25 protein-coding genes are annotated in these 21,114 nt (G+C 43.7%); 21 read left to right on the top strand and 4 right to left on the bottom strand.

The features are described 5' to 3' along the window. The first annotated feature begins 73 nt into the window (after positions 1-73). From IQO02_RS15160 to IQO02_RS15130, 7 genes are all read left to right on the top strand, one after another. Positions 74-2,170: a TonB-dependent siderophore receptor gene (locus tag IQO02_RS15160; RefSeq protein WP_016795347.1), complete on the top strand. Its 2,097-nt coding sequence runs from the start codon at positions 74-76 to the stop codon at positions 2,168-2,170. A 177-nt stretch (positions 2,171-2,347) separates the two neighbouring features. Next, positions 2,348-3,115, top strand: a complete 768-nt coding sequence (locus tag IQO02_RS15155; RefSeq protein WP_016795348.1) for a DUF3450 domain-containing protein — start codon at positions 2,348-2,350, stop codon at positions 3,113-3,115. Next, positions 3,115-4,491, top strand: coding sequence for a MotA/TolQ/ExbB proton channel family protein (locus IQO02_RS15150; RefSeq protein ID WP_016795350.1), 1,377 nt, complete (start codon positions 3,115-3,117; stop codon positions 4,489-4,491). The genes IQO02_RS15155 and IQO02_RS15150 overlap by 1 nt, the downstream gene beginning before the upstream one ends. Beyond that, the gene (locus tag IQO02_RS15145; RefSeq protein WP_010429842.1) at positions 4,491-5,051 is read left to right on the top strand and encodes a MotA/TolQ/ExbB proton channel family protein; all 561 of its coding nucleotides are present in this window, start codon (positions 4,491-4,493) and stop codon (positions 5,049-5,051) included. Before IQO02_RS15150 ends, IQO02_RS15145 begins: the two co-directional genes overlap by 1 nt. Further along, complete coding sequence (locus IQO02_RS15140; protein WP_004739212.1) at positions 5,048-5,452, top strand: ExbD/TolR family protein; 405 nt, start codon at positions 5,048-5,050, stop codon at positions 5,450-5,452. The genes IQO02_RS15145 and IQO02_RS15140 overlap by 4 nt, the downstream gene beginning before the upstream one ends. A gap of 19 nt (positions 5,453-5,471) precedes the next feature. Beyond that, positions 5,472-6,092 (top strand): energy transducer TonB, encoded by a 621-nt coding sequence (locus IQO02_RS15135; RefSeq protein ID WP_102282420.1) that lies wholly within the window; start codon positions 5,472-5,474, stop codon positions 6,090-6,092. A gap of 20 nt (positions 6,093-6,112) precedes the next feature. Continuing rightward, complete coding sequence (locus IQO02_RS15130; protein WP_016792459.1) at positions 6,113-7,267, top strand: tetratricopeptide repeat protein; 1,155 nt, start codon at positions 6,113-6,115, stop codon at positions 7,265-7,267. Between the two features lie 171 nt (positions 7,268-7,438). Here the strand turns inward: IQO02_RS15130 and IQO02_RS15125 are convergent, their stop codons facing one another. After that, the gene (locus IQO02_RS15125) at positions 7,439-7,759 is read right to left on the bottom strand and encodes a hypothetical protein (RefSeq protein ID WP_102282419.1); all 321 of its coding nucleotides are present in this window, start codon (positions 7,757-7,759) and stop codon (positions 7,439-7,441) included. A 414-nt stretch (positions 7,760-8,173) separates the two neighbouring features. Here IQO02_RS15125 and IQO02_RS15120 point away from each other — a divergent pair, with 414 nt between their 5' ends. From IQO02_RS15120 to IQO02_RS15080, 9 genes are all read left to right on the top strand, one after another. After that, the gene (locus IQO02_RS15120) at positions 8,174-8,803 is read left to right on the top strand and encodes a PepSY-associated TM helix domain-containing protein (protein WP_016792460.1); all 630 of its coding nucleotides are present in this window, start codon (positions 8,174-8,176) and stop codon (positions 8,801-8,803) included. A 72-nt stretch (positions 8,804-8,875) separates the two neighbouring features. Continuing rightward, positions 8,876-9,394 (top strand): DUF2271 domain-containing protein, encoded by a 519-nt coding sequence (locus tag IQO02_RS15115; protein ID WP_016767173.1) that lies wholly within the window; start codon positions 8,876-8,878, stop codon positions 9,392-9,394. 100 nt (positions 9,395-9,494) lie between these two features. Next, entirely contained in the window at positions 9,495-10,331 is an 837-nt protein-coding gene (locus tag IQO02_RS15110; RefSeq protein ID WP_010429807.1) for a DUF4198 domain-containing protein, read from the top strand. Between the two features lie 116 nt (positions 10,332-10,447). Next, positions 10,448-10,783: a hypothetical protein gene (locus IQO02_RS15105; protein ID WP_010429805.1), complete on the top strand. Its 336-nt coding sequence runs from the start codon at positions 10,448-10,450 to the stop codon at positions 10,781-10,783. Beyond that, positions 10,780-11,358: a DUF6162 family protein gene (locus IQO02_RS15100; RefSeq protein ID WP_010429803.1), complete on the top strand. Its 579-nt coding sequence runs from the start codon at positions 10,780-10,782 to the stop codon at positions 11,356-11,358. Before IQO02_RS15105 ends, IQO02_RS15100 begins: the two co-directional genes overlap by 4 nt. Positions 11,359-11,403: 45 nt before the next feature. After that, a complete protein-coding gene (locus IQO02_RS15095; protein ID WP_102282418.1) occupies positions 11,404-12,339 on the top strand; it encodes a metal ABC transporter solute-binding protein, Zn/Mn family in 936 nt (311 codons plus the stop codon). Continuing rightward, a complete protein-coding gene (locus tag IQO02_RS15090; RefSeq protein ID WP_010429799.1) occupies positions 12,339-13,073 on the top strand; it encodes a metal ABC transporter ATP-binding protein in 735 nt (244 codons plus the stop codon). Before IQO02_RS15095 ends, IQO02_RS15090 begins: the two co-directional genes overlap by 1 nt. Beyond that, entirely contained in the window at positions 13,073-13,948 is an 876-nt protein-coding gene (locus IQO02_RS15085; RefSeq protein WP_010429797.1) for a metal ABC transporter permease, read from the top strand. Before IQO02_RS15090 ends, IQO02_RS15085 begins: the two co-directional genes overlap by 1 nt. A gap of 2 nt (positions 13,949-13,950) precedes the next feature. Continuing rightward, positions 13,951-14,874, top strand: coding sequence for an ABC transporter substrate-binding protein (locus tag IQO02_RS15080; protein ID WP_010429794.1), 924 nt, complete (start codon positions 13,951-13,953; stop codon positions 14,872-14,874). A gap of 114 nt (positions 14,875-14,988) precedes the next feature. On the opposite strand, the gene IQO02_RS15075 is transcribed toward IQO02_RS15080, so the two are convergent. After that, positions 14,989-15,177 carry a DUF2986 domain-containing protein gene (locus tag IQO02_RS15075; RefSeq protein ID WP_010429789.1) on the bottom strand — a complete coding sequence of 63 codons (189 nt, stop codon included), beginning with the start codon at positions 15,175-15,177 and terminating at the stop codon, positions 14,989-14,991. Between the two features lie 97 nt (positions 15,178-15,274). Between IQO02_RS15075 and IQO02_RS15070 the strand changes: the two genes are divergently transcribed. Then, a complete protein-coding gene (locus IQO02_RS15070; protein ID WP_010429786.1) occupies positions 15,275-15,790 on the top strand; it encodes a GNAT family N-acetyltransferase in 516 nt (171 codons plus the stop codon). A gap of 2 nt (positions 15,791-15,792) precedes the next feature. Next, the gene (locus IQO02_RS15065) at positions 15,793-16,188 is read left to right on the top strand and encodes a nitrous oxide-stimulated promoter family protein (RefSeq protein ID WP_010429783.1); all 396 of its coding nucleotides are present in this window, start codon (positions 15,793-15,795) and stop codon (positions 16,186-16,188) included. A 111-nt stretch (positions 16,189-16,299) separates the two neighbouring features. Here the strand turns inward: IQO02_RS15065 and IQO02_RS15060 are convergent, their stop codons facing one another. Then, positions 16,300-17,697, bottom strand: a complete 1,398-nt coding sequence (locus IQO02_RS15060; RefSeq protein WP_010429780.1) for an MATE family efflux transporter — start codon at positions 17,695-17,697, stop codon at positions 16,300-16,302. A gap of 50 nt (positions 17,698-17,747) precedes the next feature. Here IQO02_RS15060 and IQO02_RS15055 point away from each other — a divergent pair, with 50 nt between their 5' ends. The 3 genes from IQO02_RS15055 to IQO02_RS15045 all read left to right on the top strand — a co-directional run bounded on the left by IQO02_RS15055 (position 17,748) and on the right by IQO02_RS15045 (position 19,704). Then, on the top strand, positions 17,748-18,641 hold the full coding sequence (locus IQO02_RS15055; protein WP_010429778.1) for a helix-turn-helix transcriptional regulator: 894 nt from the start codon (positions 17,748-17,750) through the stop codon (positions 18,639-18,641). 220 nt (positions 18,642-18,861) lie between these two features. After that, the gene (locus IQO02_RS15050; RefSeq protein WP_016767178.1) at positions 18,862-19,221 is read left to right on the top strand and encodes a winged helix-turn-helix domain-containing protein; all 360 of its coding nucleotides are present in this window, start codon (positions 18,862-18,864) and stop codon (positions 19,219-19,221) included. Positions 19,222-19,368: 147 nt separating this feature from the next. Further along, positions 19,369-19,704, top strand: a complete 336-nt coding sequence (locus IQO02_RS15045) for a winged helix-turn-helix domain-containing protein (protein WP_010429772.1) — start codon at positions 19,369-19,371, stop codon at positions 19,702-19,704. 166 nt (positions 19,705-19,870) lie between these two features. Here IQO02_RS15045 and IQO02_RS15040 read toward each other — a convergent pair whose 3' ends face one another. Then, positions 19,871-21,022, bottom strand: a complete 1,152-nt coding sequence (locus IQO02_RS15040) for an MFS transporter (protein WP_010429769.1) — start codon at positions 21,020-21,022, stop codon at positions 19,871-19,873. Positions 21,023-21,114 lie beyond the last annotated feature (92 nt).

The raw sequence follows: 21,114 nt of genomic DNA, 5'->3' as shown, positions 1-21,114 counted from the left end.
CCGGAAACGGGACAACAACGGACACAACAAAATAAAAAGTGTTCGAATAAAAGAATAAATCGGAGTAAAGGACATGTTTTCAAAGAGCCCATTGGCTTTAGTGATCGGCGCGGTACTAGTTTCACCGGCAGTACTGGCAGAAACAGTAAAAACAGATGAACATATGGTTGTTGAAGGTCGAGATTACGGCTACAAAGCCGACACGAACACAACAGCAATGCGCATGGAGGCGACTCAATTAGAGACTCCGGGACAAGTTTCAGTAATTGATGAGCAAATCATCGATGAACAGCGTGCAACAACCTTAGGTGACGTTCTTAAGAATGACGCGAGTGTCAGTGCTGGTGGTACTAGTCGTAACCGTGAGCGTTTTTCTCTGCGTGGTTTCTCGGTAGAGAGCTCTTCAGGCTTCCTGAAAAATGGCCAACAACACTGGTCTCACTACCGCCAACCAATCGAACTGTTAGAGCGTGTTGAAGTACTTAAAGGACCATCTGGCCTTCTTTACGGTATTTCTGCGCCAGGTGGTTTGATCAACATGGTAAGCAAGAAGCCAACTTACGATACACAAGTAAGTCTTAGCCAAGACATCGGTTCTAATGATCACACTCGCACGACTCTAGATGTAAGTGGCGCATTAAACGATGCTGAAACGTTACGCGGCCGCGCAATTCTATCTAAAGAAAGTTACGGTTCTTGGAGAAAGTACGGAGATGGTACTGAGCCACAAACAGAACGTTTTGTTGGTGGTGTATATGTTGATTACGATGTTACTGAAGACGTAACGGTTTCCGTTCATTACGATAAGACGAACGACGAAGGTAGCGTAGATTCTGGTGCACTATACACACTGGATGGTAACCGAGTTGGTAACGATAAACAGATCTGGGATGCGCAGTGGTCACAGATTGAAAATGATGTTGAAAACGTAGGTTTTGATATTGCTGCTAATCTAACTGATACATGGTCAGTGAAAACAGGTTTCAACTACCAAGATTTCGAACGTATCGATATGGAAAGCTACCCAAGCTTTTCAAATATGAACCCTGACGGTACGGGTACCGTTACTCAAGGCGGTAACTACCGTCATGACAAATGGCGTTTTAGAACGGCTTACGTAGATCTAACGACAACCGCCGATCTTGCGGGCACAGAACACCAATTACTATTCGGTGCTAACTGGTTAGGTTACAGCTACTACCGTGGTATGGATCGCTTCAGCAGTGGTGAATATGCACCAGATGCAACAGTACCAGTACCTTCAGTAGGAGCAACATCGCTAGGTAAGATGAGCACTTACGATACTTGGGGCTTCTACATTCAAGATCTAATTACTATCAACGACGAATGGCAAGTTCTTGCAGGCGCCCGTTTCGATCGTAAAGTAAGTTCTGGCGTTGCAGAAGAAAACGTAGCACCTAAGCTTGGCGTGATTTACCACCCAGTATCAAACGGTAGCATCTACGCTTCATATTCTGAAAGCTTCGAACCACAAGGTGTTGTTTCTAGCGGAAGCCGTAACTACACCAACGATGGTCAACTTCTTGATGCAGCAACAGGTGTATCATATGAAGTAGGTACTAAGTGGGAGCTAATGGATGAGCGTCTATTCGTATCCGGCGCAGTATTCGATATTACGCAAGAAAACATCTCGATGGATGTAGAAGACACTGCATCAGGTGATTGGACGAAGACACAAGGCGGAGAACAACTTCACCGTGGTGCTGAACTAGCTGCACAAGGCTTTATTTCAGAGCGCTTCTCAATGTCTGGTTCTGCAATGTACTTAGATGCGGAAATTGCTAATCATGAAACATACGCGGGCAATCGTCCAGTAGATGTACCTGAATTTGCAGCAAGTGTTTGGTCTACTTATGCCGCAACAAATGAAGTTGATGTAAACCTTGGTCTTATCTATGAAGGCTCTCGTTACGGTGATGATGCGAATACTTTCAAGAAAGATGGTTACGCTCGTGTTGATATGGGCGCAGCATACACACTTAAGTACGACGACTCTCTTGATTTCGTAGCGCGTCTAACAGTAGAGAACGTATTTGATAAAGAATACCTAGCGGGTGGTGGTTCTACTTCTTCAAGTCACCAATTTGCTGAGGACGTAGTTATTGGCGAAGGCCGCAACTACATGGCAACGTTACAGGTAAAATACTAATTTGTTAGTAGGGTACTATTGTTAGCCTAAATATTAAGGGGAGGGTTTCTACTTTCCCCTTTCGTGATTCTGCTATTTCGTAAAATATCCCTAGTAATGTGAGTGACTTTTAATGATAATGAGACTGCTTATCAATAAAACTCATTTGACCTTCTTCTATAGTAAATGACTACAATTATGAATCTTTTAAAAACTAGCCTAGCACTTGCCATCAGTTTGATTGCAACGTCCTCTATGGCAAACAGCTTGGATCAAGCTCAATCAATTCAAAATAAGACCAATAACGCGTCGGCTTCAAGCCAAAAGGTTATTGATAAAAGTTCGCAAGCGACCTTGATGCTGCAAGCTGAGATTGAGCGTCTGCAAGAAGAAGTGAGGAATCTAGAAATCTATCACGACCATCTTGCAGCATTGGTTGATAGCCAAAACAAAGAAGCTCAGAGCATTGAAGCGCAGATCGACGAAATCAAATACACACGTCAAGGTGTTGTACCTTTGATGTATCAAATGATCGATGGCCTTCAACAGTTAGTCGAGCAAGATATTCCGATTAAGAAAGAGCAGCGTCTAGAAAGAGTTGAAAAGCTACAAGCAATGATGACTCGTGCTGATGTCAGTGATGCAGAGAAATACCGTCGCATCCTAGAGGCATACCAAATCGAGATGGACTACGGCATCAAGCTTGGTGTGTACCAAGGTCGTGTCGCATTGGCGAGTGATAAAACGATCGAGGCAGATGTTCTGCACTTAGGTCGTATCTCTTTGGTTGCTCGTAACCTAAATGGCAGCCAGTACTGGGCTTGGAATCAAACAGATGCTCAGTGGCAAGAACTTGATTCTTCTATGAAATCTGAGCTCGATAAAGCGTATGATATTGCTAGCCAACAAGCAGCCCCAAGCTTGATTACTTTACCTGTTTCTTTAACTGTTGCGGAGGTTAAGTAATGAACTTAAAACCATTAGCAGTATTGCTTTGCATTACGTCACTTTCATTTTCTGCTTTCTCAGCTTCCGACTCAACGGCTCAGCTCGTTAACAAAGCAAAATCAGAGAACCGTACTCAAGCTTCTCACAACGTAGTTCGTGAAGCTGACTTTAAAAAGACTGAACAAGAACTTAAAGCGATCAAAGCGGAGCTTGAAGCGAAACGTACATCGGTTCAAAATGCGACAGACGTTCTTACTCAAACCTTCAGCGACAACGAAAACAAGCTTGCTCGTTTAGAAGAAAAATTGCGTTTAGAAACGGGTAGCCTTGGTGAGTTGTTCGGTGTCGTTCGTCAAAACGCGAAAGAACTAGGTGCAGAGCTTAGTTCAACAGTAAATAGCGTTGATCGCGCTGAGCACACAGCGACCGTTGACCAAATTATCGATGCTAAATCCCTGCCATCAATGCCACAACTTTCTGGTTTGTGGATGAGCATGGTGGAACAGATCCAAGCAAGCTCAGAGCTTAGCAAATCTCAAATTGCATTCATCAATGGCGAAGGCAACACACAGTCTGTCGACGCTTATCGTTTAGGTTCAATTGGCTTAGTTACAGACCAAGGCTATGTTAGCTGGAACACTCAGCGTGAAGATGCAATTGCGTACCTGAAACAGCCATCAAATGGTCCAACGTTAGCGTCACTTTCTTCACTTGCGAATGGTGACATATCTAATGTCGTTGTCGATCCTTCTCGCGGGTTCATGCTCGAGCAATTAGCACTGACGCCAAGCCTAACTGACCGTCTACAAGCGGGTGGTGTGGTTGGTAAAGTGATTCTTGGCCTGCTGGCAATTGGTTTAATCATCGCATTGGTTCGAGGTATTTCTTTGGTTATCGCTCGCCAGAAAATTCGCGCTCAACTTAAGAACCCAGAGCAAGCGGGTGACAACCCTCTAGGTCGTGTTCTTGCAGTTTACAACAAAGAGCAAAACCAAACGGTAGAAGCGTTAGAGTTACGACTTTTAGAAGCGGTTGTTGATGAGCAGACTCATTTAGAGAAAGGCCTATCAATGCTTAAACTATTGGCAGCATTAGCACCAATGTTGGGCCTTCTAGGTACGGTAACGGGTATGATCGAAACATTCCAAGTGATCACACAGTTTGGTAATGGCGACCCTAAAGTAATGGCGGGTGGTATTTCGATGGCGCTTGTAACTACGGTACTTGGTCTGGTTGCTGCAATGCCTCTTCTACTGGCACACAACATTCTTAGCACTCAAGCGGAAAACATTCGTAATATTCTTGAGAAACAAGGTATTGGTCTTGTTGCTGAGCAGGCTGAAAAGACCGTTGAATCAAACTCTGTTGTTTCACCAGTTGGGACTGCTGCGTAATGGATATTTTGTCGGGTTCTCTATTACCAGCGAGTTGGTTAACGAGTGACTGGCTGCTGTCTTTATCAAGCTTTATGGAGCAGGGCGGTTTCGTCTTGTGGTGGCTAGCGGCTGTTGTCCTAGTGTATTGGGTGCTTGTGGTTGAACGTGTGCTTTATCTTGCGTTCTACTTTCCTAAGCAACGCCAAGCTTGGATAGCGAAATGGCATGAAAGAGAAGATCACTCTTCTTGGCATGCCAAAGCCATTCGTGAAGGTTGGTTAGGGCAAGCGAGTATCTTGCTTAACCAAAACTTGAATTTTATTAAGCTGTTAGTCGCTATTTGTCCAATGTTGGGTTTGCTAGGCACTGTAACCGGTATGATCTCTGTTTTTGATGTTATGGCGACACAAGGCAGCAGTGACCCTAAATTGATGGCTTCAGGTATCTCGTTAGCAACGCTGCCAACCATGGCAGGTATGGTTGCTGCATTAGCGGGCATGTTTGTCCATGCACGTTTAGCGAAAGTGTGTAACCGCTTAGAATTAAAATTAGAAAAATCTTTAAGGAGTCAACGATGAGACTCGGTCGACGTCATTCTAAAAACGAAGAGGCTCAAATAGACCTTACTTCGATGCTTGATATTGTCTTTATCATGCTTATTTTCTTTATTGTGACCAGTTCATTTGTTCGTGAATCAGGGGTAGAAGTCAATCGCCCACAAGCTTCTAACGTAGTTAGCCAAAAGGATGCGGGCATCTTTGTCGCGATTACATCTGCAAATGACATTTTCATTGATAAGCGTGTCGTTGATGTTGAACGTGTACAAGCGACGTTAGAGCACTTGTTGCTAGAACAACCTGATGCTTCTTTGGTTATTCAAGCGGATGAACACGCTTACAACGGTACTGTTGTTAAAGTGATGGATGCCGCGAAAGGTGCAGGTGTTAAAAACATTGCGCTTGCTGCTGATAAGCGATGATCTTGGAGGATCTTCATAAATGATTCGCCTATTTCTTGCTTTACCGTTAGCGGGTGCATTGGGCTTAGCTCTGTTTTCTTTTATGGCCTGGATGGTCGACAATGGCCATCAACGTTCACCAGACGATAGCGAGACGTTAAGTTTCAACATGGTAATGGTGGAACAAGAACAAGAAGTCCAAAGACGACAACGCGCAATCCCTGAAAAACCAGAAATGCCAGAGCCACCACCGGAAGTGCAAACGTCTCAGTCACAGGCTGAAGTTACGCCTCTGAATTCGATGTCTTCGCTGCCTTCATTGGATTTGAATACATCGATTGACGGCCTAGCGATTAACGCACCGACATTTTCTGATTTTGGGTCGAACCAACAGGCAATGCCTCTGTATCGAGTAGAACCTCGTTACCCAGCTAAAGCGTTGAAGCGCGGCGCTGAAGGTTTTGTCAGTTTGTCGTTTACCATAGATGAAACAGGACGCCCAATCGATATTGAAGTGATTGAAGCCAACCCACGTCGCATGTTTGAACGTGAAGCGATACGTGCACTGAAAAAATACAAGTATCAGCCTAAGGTTGTGGATGGAAAATCAACCCCTCAATTTGGTCAAACATTTACCTTTGAATTCAAGTTGGATAAATGATGAAACAGATATGGATATTAATGGGCTTGTTATTATTGCCCCTTACGACACAGGCGCAAGAGCTATCCCAATATACTGCTATTCGTGTTCAAAAAGCGCATAAGCTTGCTCAAGATGAACAGGTTAAACAGGCGATTGAAGTACTTGCAGGTTTAGAGCTTTCTAAAGGATACGACAAAGCATATGTAGCTCGCATGCTGGGGGTGTTTTATTGGCAAGATGGTAAAACTGATAAGGCGATTCAGCAGCTGACTTATGCCGTCGATACTAATTTACTGGTGGATGAACAAGCTTGGGTAACGAAGCGTATGCTTGCTGATTTGTTGCTGAATGATCAGCAGTTCAAACAAGCACTTCCGCACTATTACGAGTTAGTGAAAACAGCGCCAGAAAAGGAAAAGAAAGGCACACTGTGGATGCGAATTGCCCAAGCTGAATACCAAATTGAAAACTGGTCAAAAACCCTAGTTGCAATTGGTAATCGAGACAAATTCAATTCGAAAGTAGAGTTGTCATCTCTATCGTTGAAGTTGGGCGCGCAGCTTCAGTTAAAACAGTGGAAACAGTCTATTCCAACACTAGAAAGCCTCATTGAACTTCAACCAGAGAAAGATAACTGGTGGCGTCAGCTTGTTGGTATCCAGTTAAGACTGGAGCGTAATCGTGATGCATTGAATACGCTGGCGTTGGCTGATCTGCATGGTGTTGAGCTAAAAGATTCAGACCGCAGGCTGCTTGCTCAATTATATGCGAAACGAGGCATTCCTGAGCGTGCTGCTCAAGAGATCGCTAAGTTAGATGGTGCGAACAGTGATGTTCAACTTCTGGCGGAGCAAGCAACTTACTGGCAGCTAGCGAAAGAGTGGGACAACGCGATTGAAGTGTGGACGTTAGCGTCTAAAAAAGACACTCGATACCACTGGAATGTAGCTCAGCTTTTGGTTCAGCAGGGTTATTATGATCGAGCGTTGGTTGTTTTAGACAAAGTGAAAGACAAAAATAAACAGGCCGACGTAGCATTGGCAAAAGTGCGTTCTTGGTATAAGTTGAAAAACTTAGATAACGCACTCGCTCAAGCTAAGCGTGCGAATAACATTGAACCCTCTTCTGAAGCAAAAGGTTGGATTAAATATCTAACTCAACTACGAACAGTAACCGAGAATGGAAATGTCTAATAGCTGTAAACAGAAGATAAGAGATAGTACATAAAAATGAGAAAAGCAAAAGGGTGCCATTTGAACGTTCAAATGGCACCCTTTTTGATATCTTGCGTTAAACTTTTGCGCGCTTGAGTGTCCGGGAGGGCAAACAGCGAAAACTAAGTTCTAAGCGTGAGCATTCTAAGCTCAAGGATTGCACATCGTACCGATTGGAATTGCACTTTGAATCACACCACTTTTATCAGCGATCCAGTTTATAGTGCAATCACGATACGGGTCTTTAAAGGCGTGCAAAGTATTGCCATTATCTAAAGGCTTTTTAGTCTCAACCCAAGCATAGTTTCGCGATTCCCAAAAACTGATAGGGCGCGAACGTTCAGTTAGGTACAGTGCTTGTATATCGGTTATGTTTGAGCCGATGTGTTTTTGGAGGCGGTCTCGCTTGCTTGCTATTTGGCTGGTACAAGCCGTCACCAACATGGCAAAAGCTAAAATAATAATACGCATTTTAAAATCCTTTTAAACTTGTGTAACTGTACCTAATTTATAATCAATAAGTTTAATCTACTCTAAACCGCATCACATCAATCGCTGAACACATACACACCTCAATGATGTCTATAGTGATCTCAGTGCAAAACCTCGTAAGTACTCATCCATGCACACTGCGTCCTTTGTCTTAAAGTTGCTCAATCCACCTGTTTAGCTCTTGTTGACCTTCAGCTTTTGTCGAACTTTAAACGGCGACTAAGCACCATGAATACAAGTTAGCAAGAATATGCATACAGTTCGATTACTTCCCGTGTAATGTTATGTAAATTTTCTTCTACCGCTCGGTAAACGTAAACAATGTAAATTGAATGCCAATACGAATGATTATCAACTAAATTGTCGCCATAAAATTTATAGGTATTGGTTTGTATGTCGTTAAAAAGTAGGGCGGTTCAATCATGGGCTCGTCGACTTCATGTTTATATTTCAATGGCGCTTCTGTTCGTTGTTCTTTTCTTTTCAGTGACAGGTATCACCCTGAACCGGCCTGAGTTATTTGAATCAACGCAACCCAATATCCAACGATCGACGTTAACGCTTCCTACGAATTTATTCATGATACAAGAAGGACGATTAAAAGCCGATGAAACGGCCTTTGAAACGTTTCTGTTTAAAGAAGCCAACTTATCTGGCGTTCCTTCAGGTTTAGATATCTACGCAGAGATTGAAGACGGTGAGTTGCTCATCGGCGAAGTGTCTATGGACTTCAAAGGACCAGGCTACAACGCCTCTGTGTTCGTTGACGTGACGTCTGAAATGGTAGAAATCGAAACAACCAATTACGGCGTTATCGCACTGTTGAACGACCTACATAAGGGACGCGACAGCGGTGAAGTATGGAAGTGGTTCATCGATATCACTGCACTGTTGATGATCTTCTTTGTGCTTACTGGCGTGTGCTTATTGTTACCTAAGAAAAAAACACTCAACACCTCCATCAAATGGACGGTATTTGGCTCTGCAATCTCACTTGCTATCTATTTTGTCGCCGTACCTTAATCGCTTGATTCAATTGATGGATTGGATTGAGCAACGAATGAAAGGTTAAACGGATTTAAAAGGTTGTTAAACATGAAAAAAATGAACTGGAGCAAGGCGCTTCTTGCTTTATCTCTTTTGCCAAGTCTCGGTATGGCACAAGCGATTCCTGATACGGCAAAACTTGATGTGAGCTTCGAACTTCCAAAGATCGATACCTCTATGTACGCACGCCCTTATGTGGCGGTTTGGGTAGAGAACAGTGAACGAAAATCAGTGAAAACTATTGAGCTTTGGATCGGTAAAGACGAATGGCTTAAAGATTTACGCAGCTGGTGGCGAAAGGTTGGTCGTTATGACCGTGAATTGGTTGATGCTGTGACTTCGGCAACGCGTCCTGCTGGCAAATATCGTTTTGCTTGGGATGGTAAAAGCGATGACGGTCAAGTTTTAGAACAAGGTGATTACACGGTTCATATCGAAGTTGTTCGTGAACACGGTGGTCGTAATTATCTTCGTCAAAAAGTATCGCTAACGGATTCAAACGCTTCTTATCAGTTAAAGGCTACAGAAGAGACGGGTGAAATTACTCTGAACTACATCGCTAACTAGTAAGTGCGAACAGTAAAACCAAGCTGAACAGAATAAACAGTCGTCATCGTAGGCTCAGATAGAGCGACACGGCTAACAATTATAAATAATGGAATTGAACATGATGAAACAGACAAAAATCAAAGCACTTGCTCTAGCGGGTGTGATGGCATTCGGCCTAGCAGCAACGACAACGGCACAAGCTCACCCACGTTGGATTTTGCCATCTCACTTCACTGTATCTAAAGAAGGTGGTGATTGGCTAACGTTCGACGTTACTGCGTCTCATGGTACGTTTGTTTTTGATAAGCCTGCTGGTAGCGAAAATGCTCATGTCATCATGCCTGATGGTCGCAGCGAGCGTCCTAACTTTGTTATTCGCGGGAAGCGTCGTTCAATCTTCGATTTCTATTTTGAAGAAGAAGGTACGCACAAAGTTGCGATTAACAACGAGCCTTCTTACTACACGCAATACAAAGCTGGCCGTCGTGATACCGTGAAGTGGATTAAAGCGAACAAGGCTGAACGTGACTCTGTACTTCCTAAAGAATCACGTGACGTGGTAACTCGAATCAGTTTCACTCGTGCAGAGAGCTACATCACTGTTGGTAAACCATCGGATTCAGTGTTCAAAATCGAAGGCAAACTTCTTGAAATGAAGCCAGTAACACACCCTTCGGACATTATTGAGGGTGAACCAGTAACATTCCAATTTTTCTACAACGGTGAAATTCAGAAAGACGTAAAAGCGGAGATCACTCGTGAAGGCACGCTTTACCGTAACCATCAAGAACAGATTGATGTTGTGAGCAATGAAAACGGCGAAATCACTTTCACTCCAACGGTTGCAGGTCGTTATGTAATGAAAGCGAACTACAAAGGTGAGTTGATTGACAACCCATTGGCAGATAAAGCAAGTGCGAACGTTCACCTAACGTTCGAAGCTCTGCTTCAATAATCTGTGATATCGGGGGCTAGCTCCCTGATTAAGCAATCAAATACTTAAGGGCTCATTTGAGCCCTTTATCGCTCAGTTTACTTCTGAGGAGTTGCACTGTGGCTAGGGTACGAACCATGACAATAAAAACAAAACTAAAATTAATAATTACTCCATGCTTGGCATTGGCGCTTGGTTTCGCTGCATTACCTGCGCAAGCACACTTTCCACTGATGAGCTGCTGGTTCGAAGGCAAAACCGTGGCCTGTGAAGCGGGTTACTCTGATGGTAGTAAAGCGATTGATTACGCGGTTGAGATGTACGATTACGAAGACAACTTGATTGCAAAAGAGATGACAGATAAACGTTCTATCGTTGAATTTCCCAATCCTGACACTGAGTTTTACCTTGTATTTGATTCAGGCCATGAGTTTCCGGTTGAAGTCGACGTTGTTGAGATCAGCGATAAATGATGATTCAAGGCGTACGTGCTGACACGGGTGGCAGAGAAGGAAAATGGGTAGGGCTGATCATTGTTTTCATTCTGAGCTTTGCCACGGTCACTATCCCGTTTCATCAGGCAGAATCCCACGTAAAAACGGTACTTGATCATCAAATTTTGGTGACGGATGTTGAGCAAGAAAACTTGGCGATGTTGTCAGAGCTACGTTTGGCTCATGAAGAGATTCGCGACCTGCGTATGGACTCAGATGGTGAATGGCCCAGTGTTGTGTCACTTAAAGATGAATGGGTCGCGCCTTTTGTTGAAGACCAGAGTTGGAAGCGAAAAGGTTCTCATGCTTGGTTATTGGACGAACGTGGTTACTACTTTTCTACGCCAAGCGAATACGATGCATCAAGTGAACATGGCTTTGCAGACTCGTTTATTTTGAATGCAAACAGCGTCTCTCCGGAAATCTGGATTTTTCTTGGAGGTGTAACAAGCCAGCCGACTCAGTTTGATGAACAAACTCTAGAATCAACAGGTTGGAAACTGGTTGTGAATGAATCAGAAATTACTGTTCAGCACGATGTTTCTTCTCATTAAGCAATCCGGCTTATAAAAACGCTCACTAATAATAAGAGATTGACTATGCGAATTATGACTCTGTTCATGTCGTTAATAGCGGTGCTATCAACACCCAATGCATTGGCAAAAGAGTACACAGTCGACAGCGAGAAGCTGACGGTTGGTATTACCCTACAACCCTACTACAGCTATGTAAAAGCAGTAGTGGGTGACAAAGTGAACATTCTTCCATTGGTTGATGCTGGGTTTAATCCGCATAACTACTTACCGCAACCCAATGATTTGAAGCGATTGAGCCAGATGGATGCGATCGTGGTAAACGGTATTGGCCATGACGACTTCGCACTAAAAGTAATCTCAGCCGCGCAACGTGATGACTTAGTGGTGATCGAAGCGAACAAAGAAGTGCCTTTACTTCCCGCATTAGGACAGTCTGTGGGTCAAGGCGCCGTGAACCCGCACACGTTTGTTGGACTTTCTACAACCATCCAAAAGGTTTACACCATCGCGAGTGAAGTATCTAAGCTCGACCCAGACAACGCGGCGTTTTATCGTAAAAATGCTCGTAAATATGCAAAAAAATTCCGCTTTATGAAGCGTGATGCGATGTTGTCATTAGGCGAACTCGATACATCAGGTATGAAAGTGGCGACCACGCACAATGCTTATGGTTACATTCTTCAAGAGTTTGGTGTTGATGTGGCGGCAGTAATCGAGCCAGCACACGGCGTTGAACCAAGTGCTAGCCAACTGCAAGAGACGATCGAAAAAATCCGCGCATCGGATATCGATATTCTTTTCTACGAGCTAAACATGCCAAACCGTTTCGTTGACACCATTGAAGCTGAAACAGGTGTACAGCTTTACCGCTTTTCTCACATGACGCACGGCGAGTATGAAGACGACAAGGTGGAAGTAGAAATGAAGAAAAACCTAGAAACGTTAATCGAAGCGATGAAATTTGCGGCGGCTAACCAAGCTGAAAGCGGGAATGCATAATGCTAGGTCCATCAATCTCAATTAATAATCTCGGTCTGCAATACGACAATAACGTCATTCTTGATGATATTTCGCTAGAACTTAAAGCAGGTGACTGCCATGTGATCATGGGACCAAACGGTGGTGGAAAAACTTCATTATTACGCTCTGTACTTGGCCTTACCCCTTTTTCTGGGCAAATCGATATTCATTGGCCTGAAAAGCCAAGTATTGGTTACGTTCCTCAAAAAGCGACCTTCGAATCAAGCTTACCTCTAACGGTAATGGATTTCGTGTTGCTTAACCAAACTCGAATTCCTCTATTTTGGCGTCGTAAATCCAAACAGCTGGATCTTGCATTAGCGCAATTGGATCGTGTGGGGATGGCGACTCGTAGCGATCGCCGTATGGGGCAGTTATCGGGCGGTGAGCAGCAACGTGTGTTGTTTGCTCAAGCGTTGTTGGATAACCCAAGCCTATTGGTGTTGGATGAACCGACTACCGGTATGGACGATCAGGGTGTTCGTTATCTTGAATCGCTCATTCGTGAATGTGTTGATGAAGGCCGTACGATTCTTGCGGTACATCACGATGTCACTGCAGTGCGCCGTCTTGAAGCCAATGTACATGTTGTGAATCGATTCTTGGTTGATAGTGGCCCGCACGAACAAGTACTGCACCCAAGTCAAATTGAAAGCTTATTCCAACATTACAGTAGTGGTTCAGCGATGAACAAATCGAAGGAGGTTGCGTAATGGATTGGTTACGACAACTTGCCATAAGTGGCGTTGAAGCGGGTTGGTTATCAGACAGTTTCATGTACGCATTCATGGTGAATGCTTTGGTCGCGGCACTATTGCTTGGCCCTTTGCTAGGTGGCCTGGGTACTTTGGTCATTGCAAAGCGTCTGGCTTTCTTCTCTGAAGCAGTTGGTCACGCGGCTTTGACCGGTATTGCTATTGGTGTTTTACTTGGCGAACCACCAGAGAACCCAATCATTGGTCTGTTCAGCTTCTGTATGATCTTTGCTTTGCTACTTCACTTTGTAAGAAACAGAACCAACGTGCCATACGATACATTAGTGGGCGTTTTCCTTGCGCTCGCTTTAGCGGTTGGTGCGGCATTGCTGATGTACGTGGCACGTAAAATTAATATTCATATGCTTGAGAACGTTCTGTTTGGCTCGATTCTCACGGTAACAGACCAAGATTTAGTAATTCTCGCAGGCAGCTGCGCACTCATCATTTTGCTCTTGATACCAACGTTTAACCGTATTCTGCTAACTTGTATCAGCCCTGATATTGCCAAGGTTCGTGGTTACAACACCAGCTTTTACGATTACTTGTTTGTTATGATGATCACCTTAGTGACAATTGCAGCCGTAAAGATCGTGGGCGCGGTTTTAGTCGGTGCGTTATTGCTTATCCCAGGTGCGACAGCTCGATTGCTGACCAAACGTATGGGAAGCTTTGTATTGCTTTCGGCATTACTTGCAACCATCGCATGTTTGGTTGGAACCGTGTTGCCAATGGAACTTAAATTGCCAGTGCCATCGGGCGCGTCAATCATCATCGTTTCTGCAACGTTTTTCCTAGCAGCAACGCTATACCGAATTGTAAGAAAGGCGTAATCATGACTTGTTTAATGAATCGTATCGCTAGATCAATAAAAGCAACGGCTCAATTGAGTGTGCTTGGTAGTGTGTTAATGGCTGGTTCTGTGCTGTCACTGAACGTGAATGCAGAAGATATTCTAACCAGTACACCTGTGACTTATGCATTGGCGACAGAGCTAACCAAAGGCACCGACATTACGACTGAATACCTTCCACCAAAACGATACGGTATTGATCGCTTGCCTAACTGGTTTGGAACGAAGGGCGAAAGCATAGTCCTTAAGTCAGGAGAGAAGGCGACAGTTGCATTGACGCTGACATCGATTTGGCAAGCTGATCCTACGTTCGTATACGCGAGACAAGGTAACATCCGCTTGGTTGAGGTTGATGTCGCTCAAGCGATTACACCGCGCGCGCAAGGTGTTGCAGCGCTGACGTTATCGAATGGTGAAGTGTCTAAATATGCCTGGTTAAACCCGACTAACCTAACGCGTATGGCGGCAATTGTGGCTGATGACTTTAAGTTATTGTGGCCGGCGCAAGCAGATACGATTGATAGCAACTTACAGCGTGTGATGCTTGATGTTCGAGAACTGATTAACAAGCAACAGGCGGTATTACTGGATAATGATGTAGATTCAGTGTTATTGCTTTCAGAAAGCTTGGAAGATTTTGCTTCGGGTAGCCAGCTGTTTGTTGAAGAACGGATGTTCAAGGCAGAGCTCGAATGGACAGAGCAAGACAAAGCGAAGCTCAAAGCGATGTTTTCGGAAGACGATGCTCTCTGGTTAGTGACCGCAAAGAAGCCAACTAACTTGATTAAGTCGCTGGTACCGAGTGAGCGTATCTTAGTGGTTGATTCTGTTGATCGTTGGGGTAGAGCTGGGATTAACCCAAAAGCGCCGTTTGCCCGTTGGGAAGTACAGCCATTTAAAGGCTAATCAGCGCGATTAAAATGGTAGGATCAAAAAAGCAGCCCAATTTGAGGCTGCTTTTTTTGTTCTTGTCCATTGTCTCTGTTTGGTGAGCTAGACAGGAGGACTGCGAGTTTTAACTTACTCTGCAGCTTTTGTCTCTTCAGCTTCAACAGTTGCTTCGACTGCACCTTTAGCTTGTTCTTCAGCTTCCATTTTTGCGCGGTCAGCTTTAGAAATATAGCGAGGCTTGTTGCTACCATGCAGTTTTGAATTCGCCTGTTTTTGCTTCTTCTTTAGAATTTGATTGATTTTTTTCTTACGGTTCATTGCTGCATAGCCTTGTATTTAGTTTAGGCGGTGGAGGATAATCATTTTAGCTCTAGAACTCAATATTTACATGGTACTCAGCAAGGAAAATATCACTATGCAGGCTATCGAGACCCGACGTTTACGATTAAGAATGATCACGCCTCAAGATGCGGCGTTCATTCAACGATTATATAGCTCAGAAGATTTCCTGCGTTACATTGGAGACAAGGAGATCAGCGATCCAGCCAAGGCCGTTGAATACATCGAAAACAACATTCTTAAGATGCATAAAGAGAAAGGTGTTTGTCTATTGATTGTCGAAATTAAGGACTTCTTAACGCCAATTGGTGTATGCGGATTAATTAAGCGAGATACGCTAGAGTCACATGATATTGGTTATGGTTTTGTCCCTGAAGTCTATGGGCAAGGTTTTGCATTGGAAGCGGCACAAGCGATAATTGAAGAAGCCAAGCATAATGCTGATATTGATCATTTAGTTGCCATCACTACCTCTGATAATATTCGAAGTATCGCATTGCTGACTAAATTAGGTTTTTTGTTCGAGCGAGTCGAAGACGTATTAAGTGAAAGTGTTAATCTCAATCTGTACGGTTTGTCACTGGGTAATTAAACATGTTCAAACATAACAACATTCTAAGAGGTGAGCTCGCGACGGAGTACAAAACTGTTATTGCGATGGTACACATCTACTGTAAAAATCATCACAGTGCACTTCGTCAGAATAACGCGTTATGTGAAGAGTGTGCGCAGTTGTTACGTTATGCCGAAACACGACTCGATAGATGCCCTTATGGCGAAGCAAAACCGACCTGTAACAAGTGTCCAATTCATTGTTATAAACCGCATCCGAAAGAGCAAATGCGTTTAGTAATGCGTTATGCCGGGCCAAGAATGCTACTTAAGCATCCTATTTTAGCTATTCGACATCTGATTCATGAAAAACGAAAATTGCCAGAGAAGCCGCTGCCGAATGTGTCGAATCGCCATATTCGTATGAATAAGAAGTAACTGGCGCTTAAAAGTAAGTTCGAAAGAAACGAAAAAAGGTCTGATTTATCAGACCTTTTTTGATGTAGATACGTTTCTGTATAAGCTTCAATATAGCTAGGTAACTGTAACTTACGCTGCTTGCGGCTCGTCGTAGGTCACCGTCAGGTTGTTGATCCAGCGTCGGCTTAGGTAACGATGGGAACAAATTGTCAGTTTCACCACTTCTTCCACCAACATCAAACCATAGATGTATTTGAAATCCCATCCAGCGACAAACGCGCCGTAAACACATACTGGAATGCCCACCATCCACATCGCGATGAAATCCATACGCAAGCAGAACGCATTATCGCCACCAGCGCGAATGATACCGTTGATGATCACCATGTTCAGCATGCGAATCACGACAGCAAAGCACATGATCATCATTGCAGGTGAAGCGAGCGGGTAGAGCGCATCTGTAGAAAGGTTCAGCCATGTTAGAACATGCTCTTTACTAATAAACAGTAGTAATCCGACAACTGCGCCGAAGCCAATGACGGCTTTAATGAATGTTAGTCCCATACTCATAGCGTCATCAAACTCATCACGACCGAGTGAGTGACCAAGCAGCACAGAACACGCGACCGATATACCAAAGAATATTGAGTAACACAGCGACTCAAACGGTGCGAGCATTGAGAACACGGCAAGTTCCGTTGTGCCCATGTGACCGAAGATCATTTGGTATGCCATGGTACCCATTGCCCACAGCACGGCATTCATCGTTAGGGGTAACGCAATACGACGGTAAGACAGCCACAGCGACGGACGATGTGGTGAGCTTGGCGTAGTTAATAACCAGTGCTTACGTATACGCATGTAGCTATACATCAAACCCACTTGAATCAATCGCGCTAAAGTTGTTGCTAGTGCAGCACCAGCAACGCCCATTGCTGGAATACCAAATGCACCCTTAATGAGAACAAAATTAAGTGCAATATTGAGGGCAATAGTCACACCACCAAGCAACAGCGGAGTTACTGTGTCACCAGAGGAACGCATGCTCGCTTCTACCACCACGACTATATGAGTGAGAAGTAGAACAGGGAATCCATACCACAAGTACGTAGCACCAAGCTCAATCACGGTGTGATCGCTGGTTTGCAACATCATTAAAAATTGAGAACCAAGAGTGATGATTGCAGTAACTGGCAGCAGAACTTTTAAGCCAAATACCATCGCGATGGATGATACTGTGCGCGCGCTTTTAGGGTCATTCTTTCCCCAGTATTGAGCGACTAGTGTTCCGTTTGCTGAGGCCAACCCTGCCATAATCATAATAGCGACGAAGTGCCATTTTGATGCAATTCCCACAGCAGCAGCTGCTTCCATGCCAAAATCGCTGACCATTAAGACGTCAGCAAGGGCAAGAATAGCAACAAGCGCACTTTGCAAAGCAACAGGCAAACCAAGTTTGATGATTCGAGGTAAGATGCTCTCTGGCTTGTTATTCATAGATGCGTTAGGGTTGATGTTAGTTGTCATAAGCTCTCCGATTTATGGCAGAACTATAGTGATTTGAGTGACGTAACAACATGTTTAAAAAACAACAAAACCTGTGCGAATCTGTCATTGATTCAATGAATCCAAAATCAACGTGGCAAGATGATGTTTTTCTCGCAGAGCATTGCAAAGAACGTTTTTTGACCGTTGAAGAAATCCCAGAGATGAAAAGTTGTGGTGTCTACATGGGTGGTATGGCGAAGCTGTATGACGCGTATTGGGTTGAACGCGAATCTGTGAATGTCCATACGCTGATTTTTACTCAAGAAGGGGGCGGTATATTGACGACCGAAACCTTCGTACAAGCGATTACGCCATGCACGCTGGTGGTTCTTCCTGCGGAAACGCCATTTCGTTTCGAGCTTGACCCTCAGTACAACTATTGGAAAATGGCTTGGATGCTGACGCCCGATACCTCGCAATGGCAACATATTGCGAGCTTAGGGCAGAGTATTGTACCTTTCGGAGAGTGTGAACAAATTTGGTCCTTGATGAATTTAGTTCATTTTGAAATTGGAGGTCGAGGCAGTTTTAGAAAATTGCTGATGAGCGAGATTATTCGAACTTTGACTGGCTTTGAACCTAAGTCGACTAGCACCACAGCACGTGTTCAAGCGCTCTATAATGAGATTGAAAGTAGTCTGCACCTGCCGTGGACTGTTTCTGGTATGGCATCGCGCGTGTTTATCAGTGAAGAACAGCTAAATCGAGTGACCAAGTCGCTGTTTAACGTTTCTCCTCGCAGCAAATTGATTCAGTTAAGAATGGACAAAGCGACCAGTTTGTTGAAACAGCAAGATTGGTCGGTATCTATGATTGCCAACCGTTTAGGTTATAAAGATCCCTACAACTTCTCACATCGTTTTAAAAAGCACTTTGGTTTATCGCCAAGTCAATATCGCAAGCGTAATCAAACCTCGGATTAGACCTTTGGTCTGCAGTTTCGGGTCTTGGAATCTAAATCAGACATTTGTGCGACTGCTATTTTACCCGAGGATATAAGACGATGTTCAGTATCAGCGTGTAATAATTGATCTAAGCAGTAAAAGTACGGTATTGAGATGTTTATCAGTTTAGTATTTTTACTCTATTATGTAATATCGTAAACATTGAAGAATACGTCTACTTATGCAATACGAGGTATATATGGAACAACTTACCAACGAATTAGGTGATTTTGTGCTGCCGTCCAAACTTGTTTTAAATAATAGAGAGTTTCAATCAGGTACTAAGATTGTTAGAAAACAGGGTTGCGGGTCGATTATTGGGACGCTCTCAGAACCTCACCGTAAAGTATTGTTCTATCTATACCAAAATAAAGGGCAAGTGGTCAGCAAGCAAATTTTGAAGAGTGTTGGTTGGGCTGGTAAAGCTGTCACGTCTGCCTCAGTGCTTGTCGCTATTTATGAGATCAGAAGGATTCTCGATTGTCGCTGCATTCAAACTGTTTCAAATGAAGGTTATGTTATGGAGCAAAGAAATAATCCTCTATTGATATCCTGTTAATATTTTAATAATAAAAATTTAATCTCTTTACCGTACGAGTTCCATTGATTATCGTCATTTTTAAAACGTCCACTTATAAGCGACGTTATATTAAAAATACTGAATCTGACTTTGTCGCTGGCTATATAGTAAGGGAATTATATAAAAATGGACTCTTATCCTGCATTAGAAACGAACCACTCTGAAAATAACGTAGTAATTGAACTCAATGGTAAGATAGTTGAACTCCACACCAAGCTCATTCGAAACGTAGAAAATGGATATGTGTTAGCAACGCTGCCGTTAGCCTATCGAAAAATTATTCTATTTATGAATCGACATCGTGGTGAATTATTCAGCGTTGGCCAATTAAAAAAGATTGGTTGGGAGAACGAAAAAGTGACTAACTCGTCTGTGATTGTCGCAATATCTGAAATTAGATCGTTATTCGGAGACGGTTTGATCATTACGATTACAGGTGAAGGATACGTATTCCAACCTTAACTTTGTTCTATTTTATGATCTTGGTAGTCGATCTTTCCTCCAGATGACCAACGACAAAGGGCCCTTAGTTTAGACGAAAAGTCATAACTCAGAGCCCCAAATTTCACTGTTAATCAACGATGTTTTTTCATACCGAGTTGTCGATTTTATTTCTTATATACAGGGGTTACTCTCCTGCGATCTGAAGTGGAGAACGCTTTAGGCTCGCAATTAACATGTAAATTGTTGTCGCTAACAGAGACGCAAATAGATAAGTGAATAACCCTGCTTGTGAACTCATGAAGGTGTCAGCAATCAATGGGCCAGCAACAGAACCGATGCTGTAGCAAAGCAGCATGATTTGAGTTACGGAAACCAAGTAGCTTGGATCTAAGTTACGACAGCCTAAGTTAATCGCAATAGGGTACAGTGCAAATGTTGCCATGCCCAAAACGAATAGGCTCATACCTAATACGTAGAAATCACGATTCAAAGTTAGCACTGCAATACTTGCTACTCCTAGCAAGCAGAACAAAGCCATCAATAATACTTGTCCGATGTGGTGAGATAACCAAGTCACCATTGGCTGTACAGCCATGCCACCCATGATTACCAAAGCCATCAAACCTCCGATGTCTTCGTGCGCAATGTTACGCTGCGCTAATTCTACTGGCATCAAACCGTAAATAGCACCTAGAGTAAGCCCTGATACGATGCAACCAATTAAAGCGCTGTGGCTCAATTTGCTGATCTGTTTTAAAGACAAAGACTTTGCATCGTGGATCTGTGGAGGTGTCGCTTGGCCGTACATTAATACAATGACCGCACCGAATAAAAGAGTGAACATTGCAATGAACGGCACGCCACCTGTAATTCCAAGGTATCCAATACCAAGCTGACCAACGGCAGAACCGCCGTATAGCGAACACATGTAAACCCCTAAACGTTTCGCACGTTGGGATTCGTCCCCGCTCATTAGCCAAGACTCTACAATCACAAAGATCCCTGCGACAGACACACCCGCAACAAAACGCGCAAGTAGCCATACGGCTTGATGTGGGAGCAATGGCAACACAAGGATCGTTGCGATAAATACGCTAAGCGCCATAACGAATGCATCTTTATGGCCAACACGAGCAATCGTACGTTCGATCAATAGCGTACCCGCGAGAAGACCCGCATAAAAGGCACTCGCCAACCAACTCGATAGGTTACTGTCTAAGCCATACTCAGACAGCATTAATGGTAATGAACTCATTAAGTAGCCTGAAGCGATCGCGTAAAAAGACAATGCAATAACAGGAACAGTTATGCGAGTTGTTGGTTGGATGTTGTCCAATGCAGGAGCCTCTAAATAGTGAAAGAAACGATGAATTTTCCGCGACTATGGGGGAGAAACTGGATTGGGTAAAACGAATAAAAATGGTCGTG

This window comes from Vibrio sp. OPT24, from assembly GCF_015163545.1.
Taxonomy (GTDB): domain Bacteria; phylum Pseudomonadota; class Gammaproteobacteria; order Enterobacterales; family Vibrionaceae; genus Vibrio; species Vibrio cyclitrophicus.
Note: the sequence above shows the minus strand (reverse complement) of the source record. Positions and strands in the feature narration are given on the sequence as shown.